An 18,959-nucleotide genomic window follows, 5' to 3' on the forward strand; every position below is an offset into this window, starting at 1 on the left:
GGTCATACTCCCAGATACGCTTGTCGGACGCCGTCGTGGTCCTGCAGTTCGGCGGCGGTTCCGGACAGGACCGTGTTTCCCGACTCGAGCACGTAACCGCGGTCTGCGATGGCGAGAGCCAGTTCGGCGCTCTGCTCGACGACGAGCATCGACGTCTCCTGTTCCCGGTTGATCTTCCCGAGCATCCGGAACAGGTCCTGCACGATGCGGGGCGCAAGCCCCAACGACGGCTCGTCGAGCAGTAGCAGGCGCGGGCGCGACATCATCGCCCGAGCGATTGCCAGCATCTGTTGCTCACCGCCGCTGAGGGTGCCCGCCTTCTGTTGTCGTCGCTCGCCGAGGCGCGGGAACGTCTCGAGCCAGAACGCAATGTCCTGCGCGACTTCCGAACGGGAACGGCGCAGGAATGCACCCGCCGCGAGGTTCTCGAGCACACTGAGGTCCTTGAAGGTGCCGCGACCTTGCGGCACCATCGCGATTCCGCGCCGCGCGATGGTGCGTGTCGATTGGCCCACCAACTCCTCACCGTCGAACCGGACACTGCCCGAGGAGCGGACCACGCCGCACAGGGCACGCAGGGTGGTTGTCTTCCCGGCACCATTCGCGCCGAGCAGGACGACGACCTCGCCGCGGCCCACCCGAAGTGAGACGTCGTGCAGAACGGGGACCGGACCGTACCCGGCCCGGATCGACGCGACCTCGAGCAGCGCGTCCGCGGCGGGCTGCGTCGTCGAGTCCTGCTCGACGTGCCCCGCCGGTTCCGATTCATTCGTCGTCATGGTCATTCGGCCTTCGTTCCGAGATACGCTTCGACGACGCGTGGATCCTGCGCGACTTCACGCGGCTCACCGTCGGCGATCTTGACTCCACGATCGAGAACCACGACGTGATCGCAGTTCCCCATTACCAGGCCCATGTGGTGTTCGACCAGCAGGATCGTCAGGTCGAGCCGGGCGCGGAGCGTGACGAGCTCTTCTGCGAGTTCGTCCACCTCACTGTGGATCAACCCATTGGCCGGTTCATCCAGAAGCAGGAGGCGGGGCCGGGATGCGAGCGCCCGGGCCAGTTCGATCCGTTTGAGCGTGCCGATCGGCAGGTCTGCCGCGGGCCGATCCGCGAGGTGCGCCAGTCCGAGCTCCGACAGGACTTCGTAAGCGCGCTCACAGATCTCACGCTCGGCGCGCCGGGCACCGATCCCGGTTGAGGAGCGCAGCCAGCCGATCCGGGACGGGCCGCGCACACCCACCGCGACGTTGTCGAGAACGCTCAACGTCGGGAACAGTGCGATCTCCTGGAATGTCCGGGCCATACCGAGCTCGGAAATTCGATGCACCGGCACCGAGAGCAGATCGTGGTCACCGAAGAGCCGCACCGAGCCGCTGCTCGGTTCGTAGATGCGAGTCATGATGTTGAACGCACTGGTCTTGCCGGCGCCGTTCGGACCGATCAGCCCACAGATACTGCCGGCGGTGACGGTGAAGGTGACGCTGTCGAGGGCCTGGATACCACCGAACGACAGACTCAAGTCCACTACCTCGAGGGCCGGCGTCGCTCCAGTGTCGGAATTGGTCGTCACATCCATGTCACTGTCCTGCGCCGGCAACGACGTCGACGCCGGTGTCGGTCCAGGACTTCGCGGAGGCGTCATACGAGAGGACGGTCCCGTTCCCGACCGGATAGGGCCGCGCGCCGTTGACAACGACCTTGTTGCCGTCGAAGTTCATCGCCAGGTTCGTATCGGTGGACCAGACGGCGTCCATCAGGGCAGCCCGGGTCAGTCCGGCTTCCGACTTCGCGGCGCGGCCGAGCTGTTCGACCAGGAGGGCCGCGAAGCGATAGCCGTCGGCCACGTACGTGGATCGCGCGTTGGCCGACGGCTGGAAGGCGGCCATGTCGGCCAGATACGTCTTCACGTCCGCGTTCTCGGCATCTCGGGTGCTGGCGGGGTCGAGCGAGCTGCGCACCGCGAGGACATTCGTGGCGAGATCACCGAGAGGCTCGAAGAACTGAGTGGTGTCTCGGCAGGCAAGCGGCATCATGATCGGTCCTTTGAAACCGGCACGACGTGCTTCGGACACGAGCTGCGTGCAGAATGCGCCGCCGGTACTGGCGACGATGACGTCGGGTGAGGCCGCGAGGATCTCGCCGGTCTGATTGCTCAGCGACACCGCCGTCGAGTCGTGGGTGGTCTGCGCCACTACGGTGGCGTTTCCGCCCTTTATGGCCTCGGACAGTGCGGTGGACGATGCCTTACCGGTGTCCGAATTCCATACCAGCTCACCGATTTTTGCTCCCTGCGGGAAGGTCTTGGTCAGATAGTCCACCGTGGCCTGACCCCAGACCTCATAGGGCAGGAAGTTCGACGTCGACCACTGGTGTGCCGCGGGATCGTAGAAGTCCGGAGCGCCGGAGGAGACGTAGAGCTGTGGTACACAGTTCTTCTCGTACATTGCTCGCGTCGCCTGGGACTGCGGTGTGCCCAGCTGCAGGATCGTCGCGAATACCTTGTCCTGTTCGATCAGCGACTTGACATTGGCGACGGCCCGCGCGGGATCGAGTGCGTCGTCCTTCGTCTCGAATCGGATCTTGTGACCATCGACGCCGCCGGCGGCGTTGACCTTGTCGAAGTAGGCGTTGGCTCCGCCGAGCGTCACCGCAGACGAGGACGCGGGCCCCGACATCGCCAGCGAGGTACCGACGACAATGTCGGCCCCGTCGGCGAGGGCGGCCGTCGCGTCGGGCGGGCAGGCTGAGCTGTCGACGGTCACGGTGTCACCACTGACCTCGGCGCCACCGCTGGAGGGCGATGATCCGCTCGTCGAGCAACCGGTCAGGGCGAGCCCAACGACTGCGGGCAGTGCGAGGCAGGCGAGGGCCCGGCGAGGGATGATTCGCTGACTCGAGGCGGCCGTCTGGGCCGGGTCGTGTTGAGTGGGCATGGGTGTCTCCGTTCGAGGACTCGAGGAAGAGACGTCGACGATCCATCCGGGTGTATCGTCGTGAGTCTCGGATGTTGCTGGTGTTGGTTGGAATTCAGTGCGCGCTGGCAGTCAGGTCGGCAAGGAAACGGATGACGATGCGCTCGTACTTTTCCGGCTCCTCCGCGAATCCGTAGTGCCCGACGCCGGAGAGTTCGTGGTACTCCGAGTCGGTGACCAGCTCATGGATCCTCCGCAATCCCGCTGGGGGGCAGGCTGAGTCGAGTTCACCGGCAATGACGAGGGTGGGCACCGCAACCGAGCGCAGCGCCGGGACGCCGTCGTAATCCACGATGGCACGCATCGAGGCCTTGAAAGTGTCCGTCGACATCGCACAGATCACGTCGACGACCCGCTGGACGAGCGGTCCCGATGCGCCCTCACGCATCATCGACACGAGCAACTCGGGGGCGTACTCGGCCACGCTCCGACCGTCCTCGATCGGGTCGATCCGTTCGGCTATGAACCGTGCTTGGTCCTCCGGTGAGAAGGTGTTGAGTCCCGGACTGGTATGGGACAGAACGAGCCCGTGCACACGATCGCCGATCAGGTTGGCCGCGTGGGGAGCGATGAGACCGCCCATGGAGTGGCCCAGCAGCACGTTGCGCTCACCGCCGACGGCCGCGACGAGGTCGGCCAGCGCGTGTGCATGCGCATCGATCGAGCTGTCCTGAGGTATCGGGGTACCGGCATAGCCAGGGCAGTCCCAGACCACGACCCGGTATCCCGCGTCGACGAGCACGTCCCGGGTGTGATCGAAGTAGCGTCCGTCACCGTAGGCGCCGTGCAGTAGGAAGACGGTGGTGGGACCGTCTCCGGTGATGACGTGCTGAGGCAAAGGGGTATCGACGGGCATGTGGTCTCCGATTCTGCGGTGGGTTGTGCGCGCGGGCGGCTCACGGCCGGCGCGGTCGGGAAAGAAGTCAGTGGGCCGTGGCAGAACTGTGCTTCTGCAGCCATTCGGCGAGGACGTCGGCAAGAGCGTCCGGCTGTTCGGCGGGGAGCATGTGGCCGGCTCGGGCCAGTACCCGCATGCTCGCGCCGACGTCCAGTGCCATCGCCTGTTGATCGGGGGTCGGGATCACACGGTCGTCGTCACCCGCGACGACCAACACGGGGGCTGTCGCGGTGCGGAGAACATCGGTGCGATCCGGCCGGTGCGCCGCGGCACGGCTGTGCGCGACAAACCTCTCGAAGCCGTATTCGCGGAGCATCGATCTACGTTCTGCCAGAAGGCGTTCCGCCGAAGCGGCGCCGGGGCCGATGCTGTCCTGGTGATAGCTGACGTCGACAACCGACATCGCAATCTGCTCGTAGTTCTCCGGAGTCAGCTGCTCGATCCGGGCGATCCGGGTCGAACGCTGCTGATCGTTGTCCGCACGGCACGAGCTGTTCACCAGCACGATGCCCCGGATCCGATCGGGGTGCCGCTCAAGCGCCGAGAGAGTTACGTAGCCGCCGAAGGAGTGTCCGACCAGGACGAACTTTTCGGGCAGGTCGGCGACCACCGTGTCCGCGATCGAGTCGATGTCCTCGAGCAGTGGGAGATCCACTGCTCGACCGCCGATACCGGCCGGCAATGCTTCAATCACCTGTCGCCAGACCGACGACGAATTGTTCAGTCCCGGAAGAAAAACGACTGTCTCATTGCCGGGCATACGCGCTCCTTACTGGGTTCGACCCTCCTCTGATCCGACGTCCGTACGGGCGATCGCGAGGATCTCTTCGATATGTTCCGTCATCAGCCGGCGCGCCAGATCTGCGTTGCCTGCGACGACCGCATCGATCAACTCCTCGTGGTGGACGTGCCAGTGACCGGCTTCGCCCGGTTCCTTTGCGAGTAGCTCCGCGATGCCGTGTTCGCCCGTTGTGAGGGAGCGCATTATGCCCTGCAGCACCGGATTTCGGGTGGTTCCCACAAGCCACTGATGAAAGTCGATCGCAGCGCGGGTTATCCCTTCCGTGGTCCGTTCGTCCTGCTCGGTCCCTGCACGTATGTCCGCGATGTCGTCGTCGGTCCTGCGTTCCGCAGCGGTGGCCGCGATGAACGGCTCGATTGCGAGGCGCGCCTCGAGCACATCCACGAGCGACCGATCCGGCGCGAGGAGGACATCTGACACCCGGACGACGGCCTCGTCTGATGGGCGCTCGGTCAGGTACACACCGGACCCGTGGCGGGCCTCGATCAGGCCCACGGTCTCCAGAGATGCGAGTGCCTGTCGCAACGAGTGTCGTGAGACGCCGAGGGTCGCGGCGAGTTCACGTTCGGGTGGAAGCGCGGAGTTGCGCGGAAAGCTTCCGGAGCGAATCAGATCCAGGAGGTGATCCCGGACCTGGTCGTGAATGGGCACTCGTTTGATCTCAAAAGGCATGTGGTCATCCTCTCGTACCACTCGACACAAATCGGTCGATGCCCGTCTGTGACACCCGGAGTAGTTGTTGATTGCTTTTCTGTTTGACTGGTTGCACCAATCGGAAGATGAGATTAGGCTCACTCGCATCGAAGGTCAACCCGTCACCCACAAATCGACACGGCGTTGCCGACCGATCCCCCGTGCACACGACCGGAACGCCCCCGGCCTTTGCCGGCACCGGCAGTTCCACCCCCCCACGAGAACAGACTTCAGGAGTGACAAGACATGACCGTACGACTCGCATACAAGGTGCTGGTCATAACCGGCGCAGGCCAGGGCCAGGGCCTCGCGCACGCCTGGGCGTGCGCGGAAGAGGGCGCGCGGGTCGTAATCACCGACGTCAACAGGGAAACGGGAGAGGCTGCCGCCGAGTCGATGCGTGGCGCCGGACATGACGCGCTCTTCCACCCGGTGGACGTCACGTCCTCCGCCGACTGGGCCGCCGCCGCGGACGCGGTGCGTTCGCGATTCGGCCGTATCGACGGATTGGTCAACAACGCCGGTATCCCGTCGAACGGTGACGTACTGGGCACCACCGACGAGGAGTGGGCCCGCACCGTGTCGATCAACCAGACCGGGATGTTTCTCGGGATGCGCACGATCGCCCCTGTCATCAAGGAATCGGGCGGCGGTTCGATCGTCAACGTCGCGTCGACACTCGGGTTCTTCGCCTCCCGAGTCGGCTTCGCCTACCAGGCGACAAAGGGTGCGGTGCGCATGATGACCAAGAGCGCTGCTCTGGCACTTGCGCCCGACGGGATTCGGGTCAACACGGTGTTACCGGGTCTGGTCGACACCCCCTTCCTCGACGGACTGCGCCGCGTCGGCGGACTCGCCGACTCCGTCGCCCGCACCCCGGTGGGCCGACTCGCCGACCCGCGGGAAATCTCGCAGGGCGTCGTGTTCCTGCTGTCCGACGAGTCGTCCTACATGACGGGAAGCGAACTCGTCATCGACGGCGGCCTGACTGCCGGATCCGCGGGCAGCCTCCAGCCCACGACCACCACGGGAGACGCGTCGTGACCACGATCTACCGTCCCGCAACGGGCGAAGTTCTCACCGAGGTCGCGGACACCGACCCGAGCGATATCGACGCAGTGTTCGCCCGCGCCCGCGCCGCCTCCGAGGTGTGGCGTCGCCTGTCCGGAACGGAACGGTCGGCACTGCTCTTCGCGCTCGCCGATCGTCTCGAGGAGCAGACCGAAGCCATCGCGCTGACCGAGGCGCGCAACACCGGCAAGGCTATCCGCGAGACCCGCGCCGAGGCATCCCGGATGCCCTCATCGGTACGGTACTGGGCAGGTTGGGCCGACAAGATTTACGGCACCACGGTACCTGTTCCCGGTGACTTCCACGCCTACACGGTCCGTGAACCGTACGGGATCGTGGTCGGCATCATTCCGTGGAATGTTCCGTATATCTTCGCGATCCGCAAGATCGTCACCGCTCTCGCGACCGGTAACGTCATCGTCCTCAAGCCGGCCCTCGAAACCCCGCTGACAGCGCTGATGATCGCAGAGGCCTGCCGCGAGGTGGGGATCCCGGACGGCGTGGTTCAGATCGTCACCGGTGCCGGCGACATCGGCGCCGCTCTCGTGGCACATTCCGAGACGGATCTGATCTGCTTCACCGGGTTCCACGAGACAGGGAAGCACATCGCCCGATCGGCCGCGAACAACCTGACACCCACGATCCAGGAACTCGGCGGCAAGTCGCCGCAGATCGTGTTCGCCGACGCCGATCTCGACGAAGCGATGGACGCGATCATGGTCGGTGTGTTCGCCTCGACCGGTCAGATGTGTATCGCCGGATCTCGACTGCTGCTGCAGGACGGCGTTCCCGACGCGTTCCTCGAACGTCTCGCCGATCGGGTGTCAGCACTACGTGTCGGCGACCCCGAGGACGAAGCGACGCAGGTCGGCCCACACGTCACCGCCACCCAGCGCGACAAGACCCTCGCCATGATCCAGGCCGGTCGCGACGCGGGTGCGACCGTAGCCGCCTCCGGTGCCGTGCCGGACGACGAGCGGCTGCGCGGCGGCTACTACGTCCCCCCGACCATCTTCACCGATGTCACCGTCGACATGCCCATCATGCAGGACGAGATCTTCGGGCCGGTCCTCTCCGTGATGCGATTCCGGGATGAGGAGGAAGCGGTGGCGCTGGCGAACAGTACACAGTTCGGGCTGGCGGCGGGTGTGTGGACCTCCGACTCGGGCCGGGTTCACCGCATGGCCCGCGACATCCGCGCCGGCATGATCTGGCTGAATACCTACCGGATCGTGCACGACATGGTCCCCGGCGGCGGCTTCGGCCTGTCCGGCTACGGCGCGGAAGGTGGGCTCGAATCGATCCAGCAACTTACCCGGAACAAGAGCGTGTGGACCGCGATGCGACCCGGGCTGCCCGCAGGCTATCCACGGATCTGAGCGAACCGGCGGCCGTGTAACCGATCACCGCATCGGTCGCACGGCCGCATGCTCCCTGCACCGGGAATGTGCTCGGAAGCCCCTTCGTCATCGTCATCGCCATCGCCATCGCCGGCGTCGGCGCCGGCGATGGCACGCAGAACGGATTCCGTGCACGGCCGGCTCGTTTCGTTGCCGATCGGGGCTCCGACAGCGAGGGGGTGTGGATCGGAGATGGGCACCACCCCCGGCACAGTTCGGCCGCCGCCGTGGGGCAAGTCCTCTTGCCCGCCGGCACCGGGCGGCCGGAGCTGATCAGCGTCGAGCGGTCCTCCACGGGTGGAGCCGAGTCGATGTCTCGGTCCATCACGGTCCGGCGGACCCGCGCCACGGATCGAGGCGGCACGGAGGAGAACAGTTAGGCAGTGAATCATTCGTGTCAGGACCGGCGACAGGCAGTGGAGGGGCTTCACGCCGGCACACCGAACACCCGTTCCCGGATTACTCCCCCTGATTCCGGGAACGGTTGGGCCACCCATCCCCGCCGGTGGCCCGAACTGCTGGAAGGCTCGACCCGAACCCCCCTGTCGGTCGGGCCTTCCAGCGCAGTGCCGAGCCGAGCGCGCGGCGCCGGCCGATCTTGTTCCAGCGGGAGCCGCCGCCCCGGAGACGGGCGGTGCGTGGCGTGAGGGACAGTCATGCGTCGCCGCGGCACCCGCGACTTCCGGAGTGGTCGGATCGACCCTCCAGGGGATGTGGGGCATACGTCCGTATTCAACCGGGTGGTGTCGGGCGGCGGGACTACCCTCGGAGCCATGTGCCGGAACATCACCGAACTCCGCGGACTCGAACCTGCTGCCACGGCGGAGGAGATCGAAGCCGCCGCGCGCCAATACGTGCGTAAGGTCAGCGGCATCCACAAGCTGTCCGACACGACCCGGGAACCGTTCGAACAGGCGGTCGCGGAGGTCGCCGCGACCACCACGCGACTGCTCGCGGCCCTGCCGGAGCGACGACAACCCCCGGCGAGCGTCCCGCCGTTGCGGCGCCCCGAGGTGCAGGCGCGCATCGCGGCGCGCGGCTGACTCGCCGCTGGCCGGATAACGAGCTCAGCGGGCGCGCACCGACACCGTGGGACACAGGTCCCGCGGCATCAGGGTGAGCCGTTCGGCGACCCGCAGCCGATAATTCGGATCGAGGTTGAAATCGAAGCGCCGCAACAGACTTCCCAGAACCAGGGTGGCCTCGTGCAGGGCGAACTGACGCCCGATGCAGGCGCGCTCACCCGTGCCGAAGGGCTTGTACACGTGCCCCGGGCGCGCCCGAACCCGTTCCGGCAGAAAATGATCCGGATCGAACGTCTCGGCGTCGGGGCCCCATACCTCGGGATCGCGGTGCACCGCCGGGAGCAGCACGAGAACCCAGTCGCCCTTGCACAGCCGGTACCGTCCGCCCAGCGTCGTGTCCTCGCGTGCCTCGCGGGCGTACCCGGGCGCGGTCGGCCACAGCCGCAGTGCCTCGTCGAGCACCCGCCGCACGTACCGCAGCTTCGCGACCTGTTCGAAGGCCGGAACGTCCTCGCCCCACACCGCGTCGACCTCGGCCCGCGCGCGGGCGAACACCTCGGGGTTGCGCATCAGGTAGTACAGCGCGAACGACAATGCACCGGAAGTGGTTTCGTGGCCGGCGACCAGGAAGGTGAGAACCTGGTTGCGGATGTTCTCGTCGTCGATCCGGTTCGGGTCGTTCTCCCGCGCCGCCCGCAGCATGAGTTCGAGCAGATCGTCGTGCCCGGTCTCGCCGGCGGCCTGCCTCTCGCGGATCACCTCGTCGACGACCCGGTGCAGATACGCGCGATCCAGGAGGTACTGCCGCTTCTGCCGAGGGAACAAGTGCCGCCCGACGACCGGTAGCCTCCGTAGGGCGCTGCGCTGCGAGAACGCCAGACCACCGACCATCGCCTCGACGAACGGATGCGGACGGTCGCGCTCGAACGGGCCGAACGAATAGCTGAATCCGGTGCGGCCGATCGTCTCGAGGGTCAGTTTCGTCATGTCGGCGGCCACGTCCACGCGTCCGTCCTCGGCCGCGCGCCGATCCCAGTGCGCGAGCAGATCGGCGGTCACATCCAGCATCGTCGCGTGGTAGGAGCGCATGGCCGACTGCGTGAAGGCGGGGGCGAGCAGGTCGTGCGCGCGGCGCCAGTTGGGTTCGTCGTTGTATGCGGTGAACAGTCCGTCCCCGCCCAGGCTGCGCAGCGCTTCGACTCCGGGTGCCAGGTGTTTGGCGAAGCGGCGGTCGTCGGACAGTTCGGCGGTGAGTTCGCCGGAGCACACGAACACGAACCGCAGGTCGAACGGCCGACGTTCGAAGACCGGGCCGAGCCGGCGGTGCAACTCCATCGAATCCTGCACCGGCGTGCTCACGGACATTCCCAGCACGTCGCCGAGTACGGGCAGGCGCCACGGCGGGTGCGGGATCTCGGTGTCGAACACGTGTGATGTGGCCACGGCCATCTGTTCGTCCCCCGGACAGTTCGAACTCTTATTGAACCGACGTACAGTAGTCACGCTACGCCCGGATCGGGCGCTGTCAAGACGCTAGATTGGCGACGTGGCATCACCACGGCGACGACTGAGCCCCGACCAGCGGCGCACCGAGCTGCTGGACATCGGTGCCCGGTTGTTCTCGCAGCACGCCTACGAGGACGTGCGCATCGAGGAGGTCGCGGAGCTCGCCGGTGTCTCGCGGGGCCTGATGTACCACTACTTTCCGACCAAGCGCGACTTCATGGCGGCGGTCGTGCAACGCGAGTCCGACCGGTTGCTCGTCGTCACCGAACCCGATCCGGCGCTGTCGGTGCACGACCGGATCGCCGCGGGACTCGACGCCTATCTGGAATACATCGAGTCGCACGCGCAGGGTGTGCTGGCGGTCAACCGCGGTGCCGCCTCCGCCGATGCGAGCATCCGCGGCATCGTCGACGCGGAACTCGACGTGCAGCAGCGGCGCATCGTCGACGCGCTCGCGCCGTCCGACGGGGACCGCGAACTCGTCGAACTCGCGGTGCGCGGGTGGATCGCGTTCGTGCGCAGTGTGTGTGTCGACTGGCTGGACCGCCCTGGCGTCACCACCGTGCAAATGCGCGAACTGTGCCTCGCTGCGCTCGCCGGACTGCTCGGCGATCGGCTCGGTTGAGTCGTGACCCGGCTGCCGCCTCAGATCTCCGTGACTCCGTAGGTCTTGAGCTTGCGGTACAACGAGCTTCGCGCCATCCCGAGCATTTCTGCGGCGCGGACGCGGTTTCCGTCGCACTCGCGGAGCGCGGCGACGATCGCGTCCCGTTCGGTAGCCTCGAGCACACTGAGGGTGCGAGTACTCGTCGACCGGCAGTAGCCGGGGAGATCATCGGCCTGGATCTCACCGACCGGACGTTTCAGCACGGCGCTGTGAAGCGCTTCGCGCAGCTGAGTCATGTTCCGTGGCCACGAGTAGGCGCCCAGGACACGCATCGCCTCCGGACTCAGTCGGATCCGGCGCTCGGGGGCGATTTCGCGGAGCGTCCTGTCGACGAGACGAGGGAAGTCGACGGATCGGAACCGGATCGCGGGGACGGTCACCGACTGGTCGAAGTTCGCCAGGACGTCTTTGCAGGGCAGGTCGGACTCGATGCCGGTGTCCGACAGTGTCGCGGCGACGATGAAGTTTCTCGTATCGAGATCCAGGGAATCGAAGAACTCGTTGAGAACGTCGACGCCGTAGGTGGTGAGCCGGTCGAGATTCCGGACGATCAGCAATGTCGAGGTGGTCGTGTCGACCGCAGTGAGCTCACCCTGCCGCGTCACGCTGTCCGCGTCGATCGCGATGCTCCGGCCGGACGGGTACATCCGATGGAACAGCTCCGCGAGGAGAGTGAACTTCCCTGTCCCGGGTTCGCCGAGGACGAGCAGGTTCTCCCGTCGTCCGAGTGACTCGATGATCGAGTCGCACGCCTGTTTCCATGCCGGACAGCGGCTTTCGGTGATCGATGGTGGCGGGTTGTGAAGTCCGGATGCGATGGCGGTGGTTCGGGGGTCCGGTGCGTCGACCGCGGGAAGCGTCCGGTCGACCGCCGGAGTGCCGGCATTGTCCGGGGTGTTGTCGTCGAGAAGCAGAACCATTCCCGCAACCTCGTCGCCGCACAGGATCCTGGTGGCGCGGATGTGGACGGTCCGGCCCGAAGGCAGCGAAATCGATTCCGCGCTGCGGTCGCGTCGGGTCATGAGGAAACGCGCGTGCTCGTGGATCGCGAGTTGTTCCTCCGGGGTGAACATGTTCTGTGAGCGCCGGTTCATGATCACGGTCTCGCCGATCGCCATGACCGCTTGACGCGGACGCGAATCGGCCTTGACGTACATCTCGAACAACGCCTGCTCCGCCTGGTTCCGGTCGAGGAGCAGATTGCGGCCTATGTCCATGGCTGCGGACTTGACCAGGGCGTGCAGGAGCGGGGACCAGCTCTCGGCGAGCATGCTGACGTCGAGGACGCCTTCGATCCTGCCGGAGATGGGATCCAGAATCGGCGCGCCGGTGCAGGCGAACTGCACCAGTGCGTCGTTGAAATGTTCGGGGCCCACAATGCTGATCGCAGAACCGGATTCGAAGACGGTGCCGATACCGTTGGTTCCCACACCCTGTTCTGCGTAGCTGAACCCGGGCAGGAAATCGACCCGATCGAGCAGCCTGCCGACGAAATTGGAGCAGTCGCGGCGATCGACGATGCGGGCGTGGGCGTCGGTGAGCGCGATACCGACGGGGACATCCGCGATGTCGGCGGAGAGTCGCTCGAGGACCGGTCGTGCGCACCGTACCAGTCGCGAATCGAAGTCGATGTCGTCGTGATACTCCACGTGGAACGTTGCGTAATCGACGCCGGCGGACTGGCTGCGCTGCCACGAGGCGGCAACGACGTCGGGAACCCCGGCTGCTCCGGCGCTCCCGTATTCGAGGAAGTCCGCTCGCGCCGCGGCAATGCGCAGTCGCTCGCGCTCGTCGACCATGGATGCACCCTTCTTGCGATTCGATTTGTCCGAAAATGAGACCTGCGTCACATCATTATCGGCTCGTTTCCCGAGTCTGGCGACCTCCCGGCTGTCCGATCTTGGGACAGTCCGGCCTCTTGGGACAGCGGAAGCATTGTTCGCAGTCGTGATACACATCACAGGAAAGGGTCGAACAATGGCTATCGGTACACCAACTGCCCACCGCACTCTGGACGCCCTGATCATCGGCGCGGGGGTGGCCGGCCTCTACCAACTGCACCTGTTGCGGGAACAGGGACTGAACGTCCGCGTGTTCGAGACCGCCGCCGACGTGGGGGGGACGTGGTACTGGAACCGTTACCCCGGTGCGCGCTTCGATTCGGAGGCCTACATCTACCAGTACCTGTTCTCGGAAGAGCTCTACAAGAACTGGAGTTGGAGCCAGCGGTTCCCCGCTCAGCCCGAGATCGAACGGTGGATGCACTACGTGGCCGATGCGCTCGACCTTCGCCGGGACATCTCGTTCTCCACGACCGTCACGAGCGCCGAATACGACGAGAAGTCGGGCCGGTGGACCGTGCGGACCGACAGCGGAGAGGTCGTGGACACGCAGTTCCTCATCACGTGCTGCGGGATGCTCTCGGCGCCGCTGCAGGACCTGTTCCCGGGACAGCAGGACTTCGCGGGGCAGATCTTCCACACCTCGCGCTGGCCGCGTGAGGGAGCCGAGATCGCGGGCAAGCGGGTCGGCGTGATCGGCACCGGCGCCACGGGTATCCAGGTCATCCAGACCATCGTCGACGAGGTCGCGGACCTGACGGTGTTCGTCCGCACGCCGCAGTATGTGCTCCCGATGAAGAACCCGTCGTACAGCGCTGACGACGTGGCGGCGTACAAGGCCCGCTTCGAGGAACTCCGTAGCACGCTGCCGCACACCTTCACCGGTTTCGAATACGACTTCCGATACGTGTGGGACGAGTTGACGCCCGAGCAACGACGCGAGGTGCTCGAGGAGATCTACGAGAACGGATCGCTGCAGATGTGGCTGGCGTCGTTCGCCGAGATGTTCTTCGACGAGGCCGTCAGCGACGAGATCTCCGAGTTCGTGCGGGAGAAGATGCGGGCGCGGCTGGTCGACCCGGAACTGTGCCGGCTCCTGATCCCCGAGGACTACGGGTTCGGCACCCACCGGGTGCCGCTCGAAACCGGCTACCTCGAGGTCTACCACCGACCCAACGTCACGGCGGTGGGCGTGCGCGAGAACCCGATCTCCCGCATCGTGCCCGAAGGGGTGCTGCTCGCCGACGGCACCCTGTACGAGCTGGACGTGATCATCCTGGCCACCGGTTTCGACGCGGGCACCGGCGCCTTGACCCGCATCGACATCCGCGGTGTCGGCGGACGGTTGCTGAAGGACGACTGGTCGCGGGACATCCGCACGACGATGGGGCTGATGGTGCACGGCTACCCGAACATGCTCACCACCGCTGTTCCCCTCGCCCCGTCCGCGGCGCTGTGCAACATGACCACCTGCCTGCAGCAGCAGACCGAGTGGATCGACGAGTGCATCCGGTACATGCGGAAGAACGGCTACACCGTGATCGAGGCGACCGAGGAGGGGGAGGCCGCGTGGGTCGCCCACCATGACGAGACCGCCGCCGCGAACCTGATCTCGAAGACGAACTCCTGGTACACCGGCTCGAATGTCGAGGGCAAGCCGCGCCGGGTGCTGTCGTACACCGGCGGTGTCGGCACCTATCGGGAGAAGACGCTCGAGGCCGCCGCTGCCGGCTACAAGGGATTCGAACTGCGATGAGCACCGACACCGTGAAGGGACGACAGATCATGACCGAAGCACTTCGCGCATCCGTCGATGCGATCCTGAACAAGACTGTCACCGCCGAGGCGCCGGTGCCGGGAGTGGTCGCGATGGTGACCGACCGGGAAGGCAACGTCTACGAGGGCGCGGCGGGAAAGCGCCGAATCGACCAGGACGCGGCGATGACGACGGACGATGTCTTCGCGCTCTTCTCGACGACGAAGGCCTTCACCGCGACCGCGGCACTGCAGCTGGTGGAGCAGAACCGCCTCGACCTCGACGCGCCGGCGGGCAAGTACGTTCCGGAGCTGGGAAGCGTCCAGGTCATCGAGGGGTTCGACGACTCCGGCGAACCGGTGCTTCGAGAACCCCGCCGCGACATCACCACCCGCATGTTGCTCACCCACACCGCCGGATTCGGCTACGACTTCTTCAACGAGAAGTACCGGCGCCTGGCGGAGGAGAAGGGACAGCCGAGCGTCATCACCGCCACGAAGCAGGCACTGGACACTCCGCTGTTGTTCGACCCCGGGGACCGTTGGGAGTACGGCAGCAACCTCGACTGGTGCGGCCGGGTGATCGAGGCGATCACCGGGAACCGGCTCGGCGACGTGTTCTCTGCCGGGATCTTCGAGCCGCTCGGCATCGAGAGCATGACCTTCGAACTCGACGACACGCGCCGTGCCGATCTGGCCGGGATGCACGCCCGCAATTCCGACGGATCGCTTTCCGTGATGGACTTCGAACTGCCGTCCCCGCCGGAAGTGCACATGGGGGGTCACGGCCTGTACGGCACTGTCGGTGACTACATGCGGTTCATCCGGATGTGGCTGAACGACGGAAAGGGTGAACACGGGCAGGTCCTGCGACCGGAGACGGTCCGGATGGCCGTGCAGAATCATCTCGGGGAGCTTCCCGTGACACCGCTGCCCGGCGTCATCCCGTCGCTGTCGAACGACGCCGAGTTCTTCCCCGGGATCTCGAAATCGTGGTCGCTGCCGTTCATGATCAACAACCAGCAGGCTCCCACCGGGCGACCCGCCGGTGCACTGGGGTGGGCGGGGCTCGCCAACCTGTTCTACTGGATCGATCGACAGTCCGGATACGGGGGATTCTGGGCGACCCAGATCCTGCCGTTCGGTGATCCCACCTCGTTCGGTGGCTACCTCGAATTCGAATCGGCGCTGTACGCGTCGCTCGACCGACGGTGAGCCGGGGGGACGCGCTCGGGCTCGGCCCGAGCGCGTCCCTGCGTGTGCCGGTCGGGGAACTACCGCACGATCGGGACGGTGGCGAAGCTCGGCGCGGACGGATCGAGCCGGATGTGCTGCGGTTTCAGACCGCTGTCGTGAAGCATCGGACCCAGTGGCAGCGACCGCGGCACGCTCGACGCGTACACGTCGATCCGGAGCCGGTGACCCGGTTGCAGGATCGCGTCGGTGAGCACCGTCGAGATGTCCAGGCGGGTGGGCACACCGGTCTCGAGGGTCTCCCGCGTGTCGAGCGTCAGGTACGGGACGGCGTGGGCGTAGTCGCCGGCGGGGGTGAAGGTGCTGCGGGAGTCGTCGATCGCGCGCAGCGACGCGACGAGCGAACCGGAGGTCAGGACGGTCGAACGGCCGTCGGGCGCCACGTCGTTCACGGTCACCGACCAGAAGCCGTCGGGGGCGTCGAGGACGGTGTTCAGGTGCACGTTGATCGCGCCGGAGATCTCGGTCGGTTCGGTGACCGGGGCGCCGGTGAACGTCAGACCCTCCGCCTCGTTGAAGCGGGCGTCCTTGGTGCAGTTCGAACCGAGCAGCACCGTGATTCCGGCGGTGCCGACGGCCGATTCGCGCGAGCAGAACCCGCGCAGACCCGGCGCGATCGTCAGATCCTGGGTGCCGGAGGGCGCCTCGGGCGTGAGGCTTCCGTCGAAGGCGGCGTGGCCCGCGGTGCCGCTCGGGGCGCCGGACAGATAGAACTTCTCGAATTCGGCACCGGCACGGGGGAACTGATCGGTGGTGGTCCATCCGCCGCCCTGCTGGAACAGGGTGACCGGCCCGTAGTTCTCGATGCCGTTGTCGATTCCTTTGAGCCAGTGGTCGAACCAGGCGCGCTGCAGGGTGCCGAGCTTCGGCGGGAAGCCCGGCCTGCCGAAGTCGGTACCGGCGACGACGTGGTAGCCGTCGCCCATCATCAGCTGCTTCTCGCCCGGCGCGACCGGGATGCGGTTGTAGATGTCCGGCTCGCTGTTGGCGAAGATGTCGTGCCAGCCCCCGTACACGAAACTGGGCACTTCGATCGACTCGAGATTCGCGGTGCGGTCCTGGTAGAACGGTCCGTCCTGCGCGACCTCGAGTGCGTTGGGGGAGACCCCTTCGACGGTGGGGGCTGTGACCGCCTCGACGAGTTCGGGAAGTTTGGTGGCGGGGTCGGCCATCCGGTCGCGCAGCCACTGCGCGTCGAAGTTGCCCTGCAGCAGGGCCTGCACATCCGGGATCCACTTGAGCCCGTTGACGAGGGTGAGCCACATCGGCATGAATCCGATACCGAGTGCGCCGCCGGTGCCGACGATGTCGCGCAGCAGGTCGTTGCCGGGTTCCACCGCGAACACCGCGTCGAGCGCGGCCGGTTGCAGACCCGCACCCTGCAACTGGTTGATCGCCGAGTAGGACACACCGCTGGTGCCGACGCGGCCGTTCGACCACGGCTGCTTCGACGCCCAGTCGATGACCTCGACGGTGTCCTGCTGTTCGCGCGGGCCGAGGACCTGCCATTCACCCTGCGAGAATCCGGTGCCGCGGACGTCGACGATGACCTGCGTGTAGCCGTTCTGCACGAGGTCGCGGTTGAGTCCGAAGACCTGCACGAGTCCGCCGCCGGTCGTCTTCGCGAGCTCGGTGACCCCGTCGTACGGGGCGGCGAAGTTCAGCGTGTCGCCGAGGCCCTCGACCAGCGGGGCGAGGGTGGGGTCGTCGGCCACGACGGTTCCCAGGGTCGAGAGCAGCTTGGTGTAGGGCGTGAGGTTGAGGACGACGGGGGTGGGCTCCGCGATCGGTGTTCCGTTCGCGTCCGCGGGGCGGAAGACGTTGGCGCGCAGGACGGTGCCGTCGCTCATCGTGATGGGGACGTCCCATTCGACGGCGGTGTTCGGGTACGCGTCGGGTGCGTCGACCGCGGCCTGCCACGCGGCAGCGTCGGTCCCGCCGGACGGATCGGCGCCGGCAACCGGTGTCGCGGTGATCGCGGCGGCGACTGTGGTGGCGGCGACGGCCACCGACGCGATCGCCCCGCGCAGGAATCGTCTCTTCACCCGGAACCCCCATCTCGACGGTGAAAACCCCGGAAAACGTATCCCGATCGGTGGGGTGGGTCAACGATCTGCGCACGGGTGTCCGCTATTTGTTCAGCGGAATCCGCCGTCGGACCGGACGATGGTCCCGGTGGTGAAACTCGACGCGTCGCTCGCGAGAAACAGTGCAGCGCCCACGATTTCGTGGGGTTCACCGATCCGCTTCAGGTGCACGGCCTCACCCGACTGCCGGATCTGTTCCGGGGTCCAGGCATTGGAGATGTCCGTGCGGTAGGGGCCGGGCATGAGGGTGTTGACGCGCACCTCGGGCGCGAGCAGGTCGGCGAAACCCTCGGTCATGGCGTTGAGACCGCGCTTGGCGGAGGCGTAGTGGATGAACGCGCCGGAAGGGTGCAGCGAGCCACTGCTGCTCACGTTGATGATCGAGCCGCTGCCCTGCTCCTTCATTCGGGGACCGACGAGCTGGGTGAGCCGGAACGGCCCTTTGAGATTCAGTCCCAGCACGCTGTCCCACAGCGCCTCGGTGACATCGGCGATGTTCCGGTAGACGGGGGACATGCCGGCGTTGTTGACGAGGATGTCGATGCGTCCGAAGGTCGCGTAGGCGGCGTCGACGAGTCCTTCGATCTCGTCCCAGTGGCCCATGTGGCAGGCGTAGGCGAGGGCTCGCCGGCCGGTGGTCTCCTCGATCTCGGCGACCACCTTCTCGCAGTTCTCGATCTTGCGGCTCGCGACGACGACGTCGGCCCCGGCGCGGGCGAATGCGAGCGCGATCTCCTTGCCCATGCCACGGCTGCCGCCGGTGATCAATGCGACCCTGCCGTCGAGACGGAATCGGTCGAACGGTGCGGGTATCGCGTCGGTCATCGAGCTGCCCTCTCGTCAGAAAATGGTGTTCTCGTTCTCAAGAACGTTATTCTTGACGTTAACGGACGACGGTGGCTCTGGGAAGTACCCCGCACGCCGAAGCGCCGCCCCGCGACGGAAAAGCGGGACGGCGCTTCGGTGCTGCGAAAGCCGGGTG

General features: G+C 66.3%; 16 protein-coding genes. 6 read left to right on the forward strand and 10 right to left on the reverse strand.

Going from position 1 to position 18,959, the window contains the following annotated elements; all coding sequences use genetic code 11:
* Nucleotides 1-2: 2 nt before the first annotated feature.
* The 6 genes from M1M07_RS17055 to M1M07_RS17080 all read right to left on the reverse strand — a co-directional run bounded on the left by M1M07_RS17055 (nucleotide 3) and on the right by M1M07_RS17080 (nucleotide 5,479).
* A complete protein-coding gene (locus tag M1M07_RS17055; protein WP_368862566.1) occupies nucleotides 3-707 on the reverse strand; it encodes an ABC transporter ATP-binding protein in 705 nt (234 codons plus the stop codon).
* Nucleotides 708-781: 74 nt separating this feature from the next.
* Nucleotides 782-1,582: an ABC transporter ATP-binding protein gene (locus M1M07_RS17060; RefSeq protein ID WP_197251728.1), complete on the reverse strand. Its 801-nt coding sequence runs from the start codon at nucleotides 1,580-1,582 to the stop codon at nucleotides 782-784.
* A gap of 1 nt (nucleotide 1,583) precedes the next feature.
* Nucleotides 1,584-2,939, reverse strand: a complete 1,356-nt coding sequence (locus tag M1M07_RS17065) for an ABC transporter substrate-binding protein (RefSeq protein WP_197251729.1) — start codon at nucleotides 2,937-2,939, stop codon at nucleotides 1,584-1,586.
* A gap of 94 nt (nucleotides 2,940-3,033) precedes the next feature.
* Nucleotides 3,034-3,834, reverse strand: a complete 801-nt coding sequence (locus tag M1M07_RS17070) for an alpha/beta fold hydrolase (protein ID WP_197251730.1) — start codon at nucleotides 3,832-3,834, stop codon at nucleotides 3,034-3,036.
* 67 nt (nucleotides 3,835-3,901) lie between these two features.
* The gene (locus M1M07_RS17075; protein ID WP_197251731.1) at nucleotides 3,902-4,636 is read right to left on the reverse strand and encodes an alpha/beta fold hydrolase; all 735 of its coding nucleotides are present in this window, start codon (nucleotides 4,634-4,636) and stop codon (nucleotides 3,902-3,904) included.
* Between the two features lie 9 nt (nucleotides 4,637-4,645).
* On the reverse strand, nucleotides 4,646-5,479 hold the full coding sequence (locus M1M07_RS17080; RefSeq protein ID WP_307846146.1) for a FadR/GntR family transcriptional regulator: 834 nt from the start codon (nucleotides 5,477-5,479) through the stop codon (nucleotides 4,646-4,648).
* A 138-nt stretch (nucleotides 5,480-5,617) separates the two neighbouring features.
* On the opposite strand from M1M07_RS17080, the gene M1M07_RS17085 reads away from it, so the two are divergent.
* The 3 genes from M1M07_RS17085 to M1M07_RS17095 all read left to right on the forward strand — a co-directional run bounded on the left by M1M07_RS17085 (nucleotide 5,618) and on the right by M1M07_RS17095 (nucleotide 8,885).
* Nucleotides 5,618-6,415: an SDR family NAD(P)-dependent oxidoreductase gene (locus tag M1M07_RS17085; protein WP_248674973.1), complete on the forward strand. Its 798-nt coding sequence runs from the start codon at nucleotides 5,618-5,620 to the stop codon at nucleotides 6,413-6,415.
* Nucleotides 6,412-7,821 carry an aldehyde dehydrogenase family protein gene (locus tag M1M07_RS17090; RefSeq protein ID WP_197251734.1) on the forward strand — a complete coding sequence of 470 codons (1,410 nt, stop codon included), beginning with the start codon at nucleotides 6,412-6,414 and terminating at the stop codon, nucleotides 7,819-7,821. The genes M1M07_RS17085 and M1M07_RS17090 overlap by 4 nt, the downstream gene beginning before the upstream one ends.
* A 794-nt stretch (nucleotides 7,822-8,615) precedes the next feature.
* On the forward strand, nucleotides 8,616-8,885 hold the full coding sequence (locus tag M1M07_RS17095; RefSeq protein WP_197251735.1) for a DUF2277 domain-containing protein: 270 nt from the start codon (nucleotides 8,616-8,618) through the stop codon (nucleotides 8,883-8,885).
* Nucleotides 8,886-8,909: 24 nt separating this feature from the next.
* On the opposite strand, the gene M1M07_RS17100 is transcribed toward M1M07_RS17095, so the two are convergent.
* A complete protein-coding gene (locus M1M07_RS17100; protein ID WP_248674974.1) occupies nucleotides 8,910-10,316 on the reverse strand; it encodes a cytochrome P450 in 1,407 nt (468 codons plus the stop codon).
* Between the two features lie 97 nt (nucleotides 10,317-10,413).
* On the opposite strand from M1M07_RS17100, the gene M1M07_RS17105 reads away from it, so the two are divergent.
* A complete protein-coding gene (locus M1M07_RS17105; RefSeq protein WP_197251737.1) occupies nucleotides 10,414-10,998 on the forward strand; it encodes a TetR/AcrR family transcriptional regulator in 585 nt (194 codons plus the stop codon).
* Nucleotides 10,999-11,018: 20 nt separating this feature from the next.
* On the opposite strand, the gene M1M07_RS17110 is transcribed toward M1M07_RS17105, so the two are convergent.
* Nucleotides 11,019-12,839: a sigma-54-dependent Fis family transcriptional regulator gene (locus M1M07_RS17110; protein ID WP_248674975.1), complete on the reverse strand. Its 1,821-nt coding sequence runs from the start codon at nucleotides 12,837-12,839 to the stop codon at nucleotides 11,019-11,021.
* Nucleotides 12,840-13,017: 178 nt separating this feature from the next.
* Here M1M07_RS17110 and M1M07_RS17115 point away from each other — a divergent pair, with 178 nt between their 5' ends.
* Both M1M07_RS17115 and M1M07_RS17120 read left to right on the forward strand, forming a co-directional pair.
* Nucleotides 13,018-14,637 carry an NAD(P)/FAD-dependent oxidoreductase gene (locus M1M07_RS17115; RefSeq protein WP_197251739.1) on the forward strand — a complete coding sequence of 540 codons (1,620 nt, stop codon included), beginning with the start codon at nucleotides 13,018-13,020 and terminating at the stop codon, nucleotides 14,635-14,637.
* Nucleotides 14,638-14,666: 29 nt separating this feature from the next.
* Entirely contained in the window at nucleotides 14,667-15,851 is a 1,185-nt protein-coding gene (locus M1M07_RS17120; protein ID WP_248674992.1) for a serine hydrolase, read from the forward strand.
* A gap of 59 nt (nucleotides 15,852-15,910) precedes the next feature.
* Here the strand turns inward: M1M07_RS17120 and M1M07_RS17125 are convergent, their stop codons facing one another.
* Nucleotides 15,911-17,899, reverse strand: a complete 1,989-nt coding sequence (locus tag M1M07_RS17125; protein WP_248674993.1) for a CocE/NonD family hydrolase — start codon at nucleotides 17,897-17,899, stop codon at nucleotides 15,911-15,913.
* Nucleotides 17,900-18,028: 129 nt separating this feature from the next.
* A complete protein-coding gene (locus tag M1M07_RS17130) occupies nucleotides 18,029-18,802 on the reverse strand; it encodes an SDR family NAD(P)-dependent oxidoreductase (RefSeq protein WP_248674976.1) in 774 nt (257 codons plus the stop codon).
* Between the last annotated feature and the right edge of the window lie 157 nt (nucleotides 18,803-18,959).

The organism is Rhodococcus sp. HM1 (assembly GCF_023218075.1).
In the GTDB taxonomy this organism is placed as follows: Bacteria; Actinomycetota; Actinomycetes; order Mycobacteriales; family Mycobacteriaceae; genus Rhodococcus.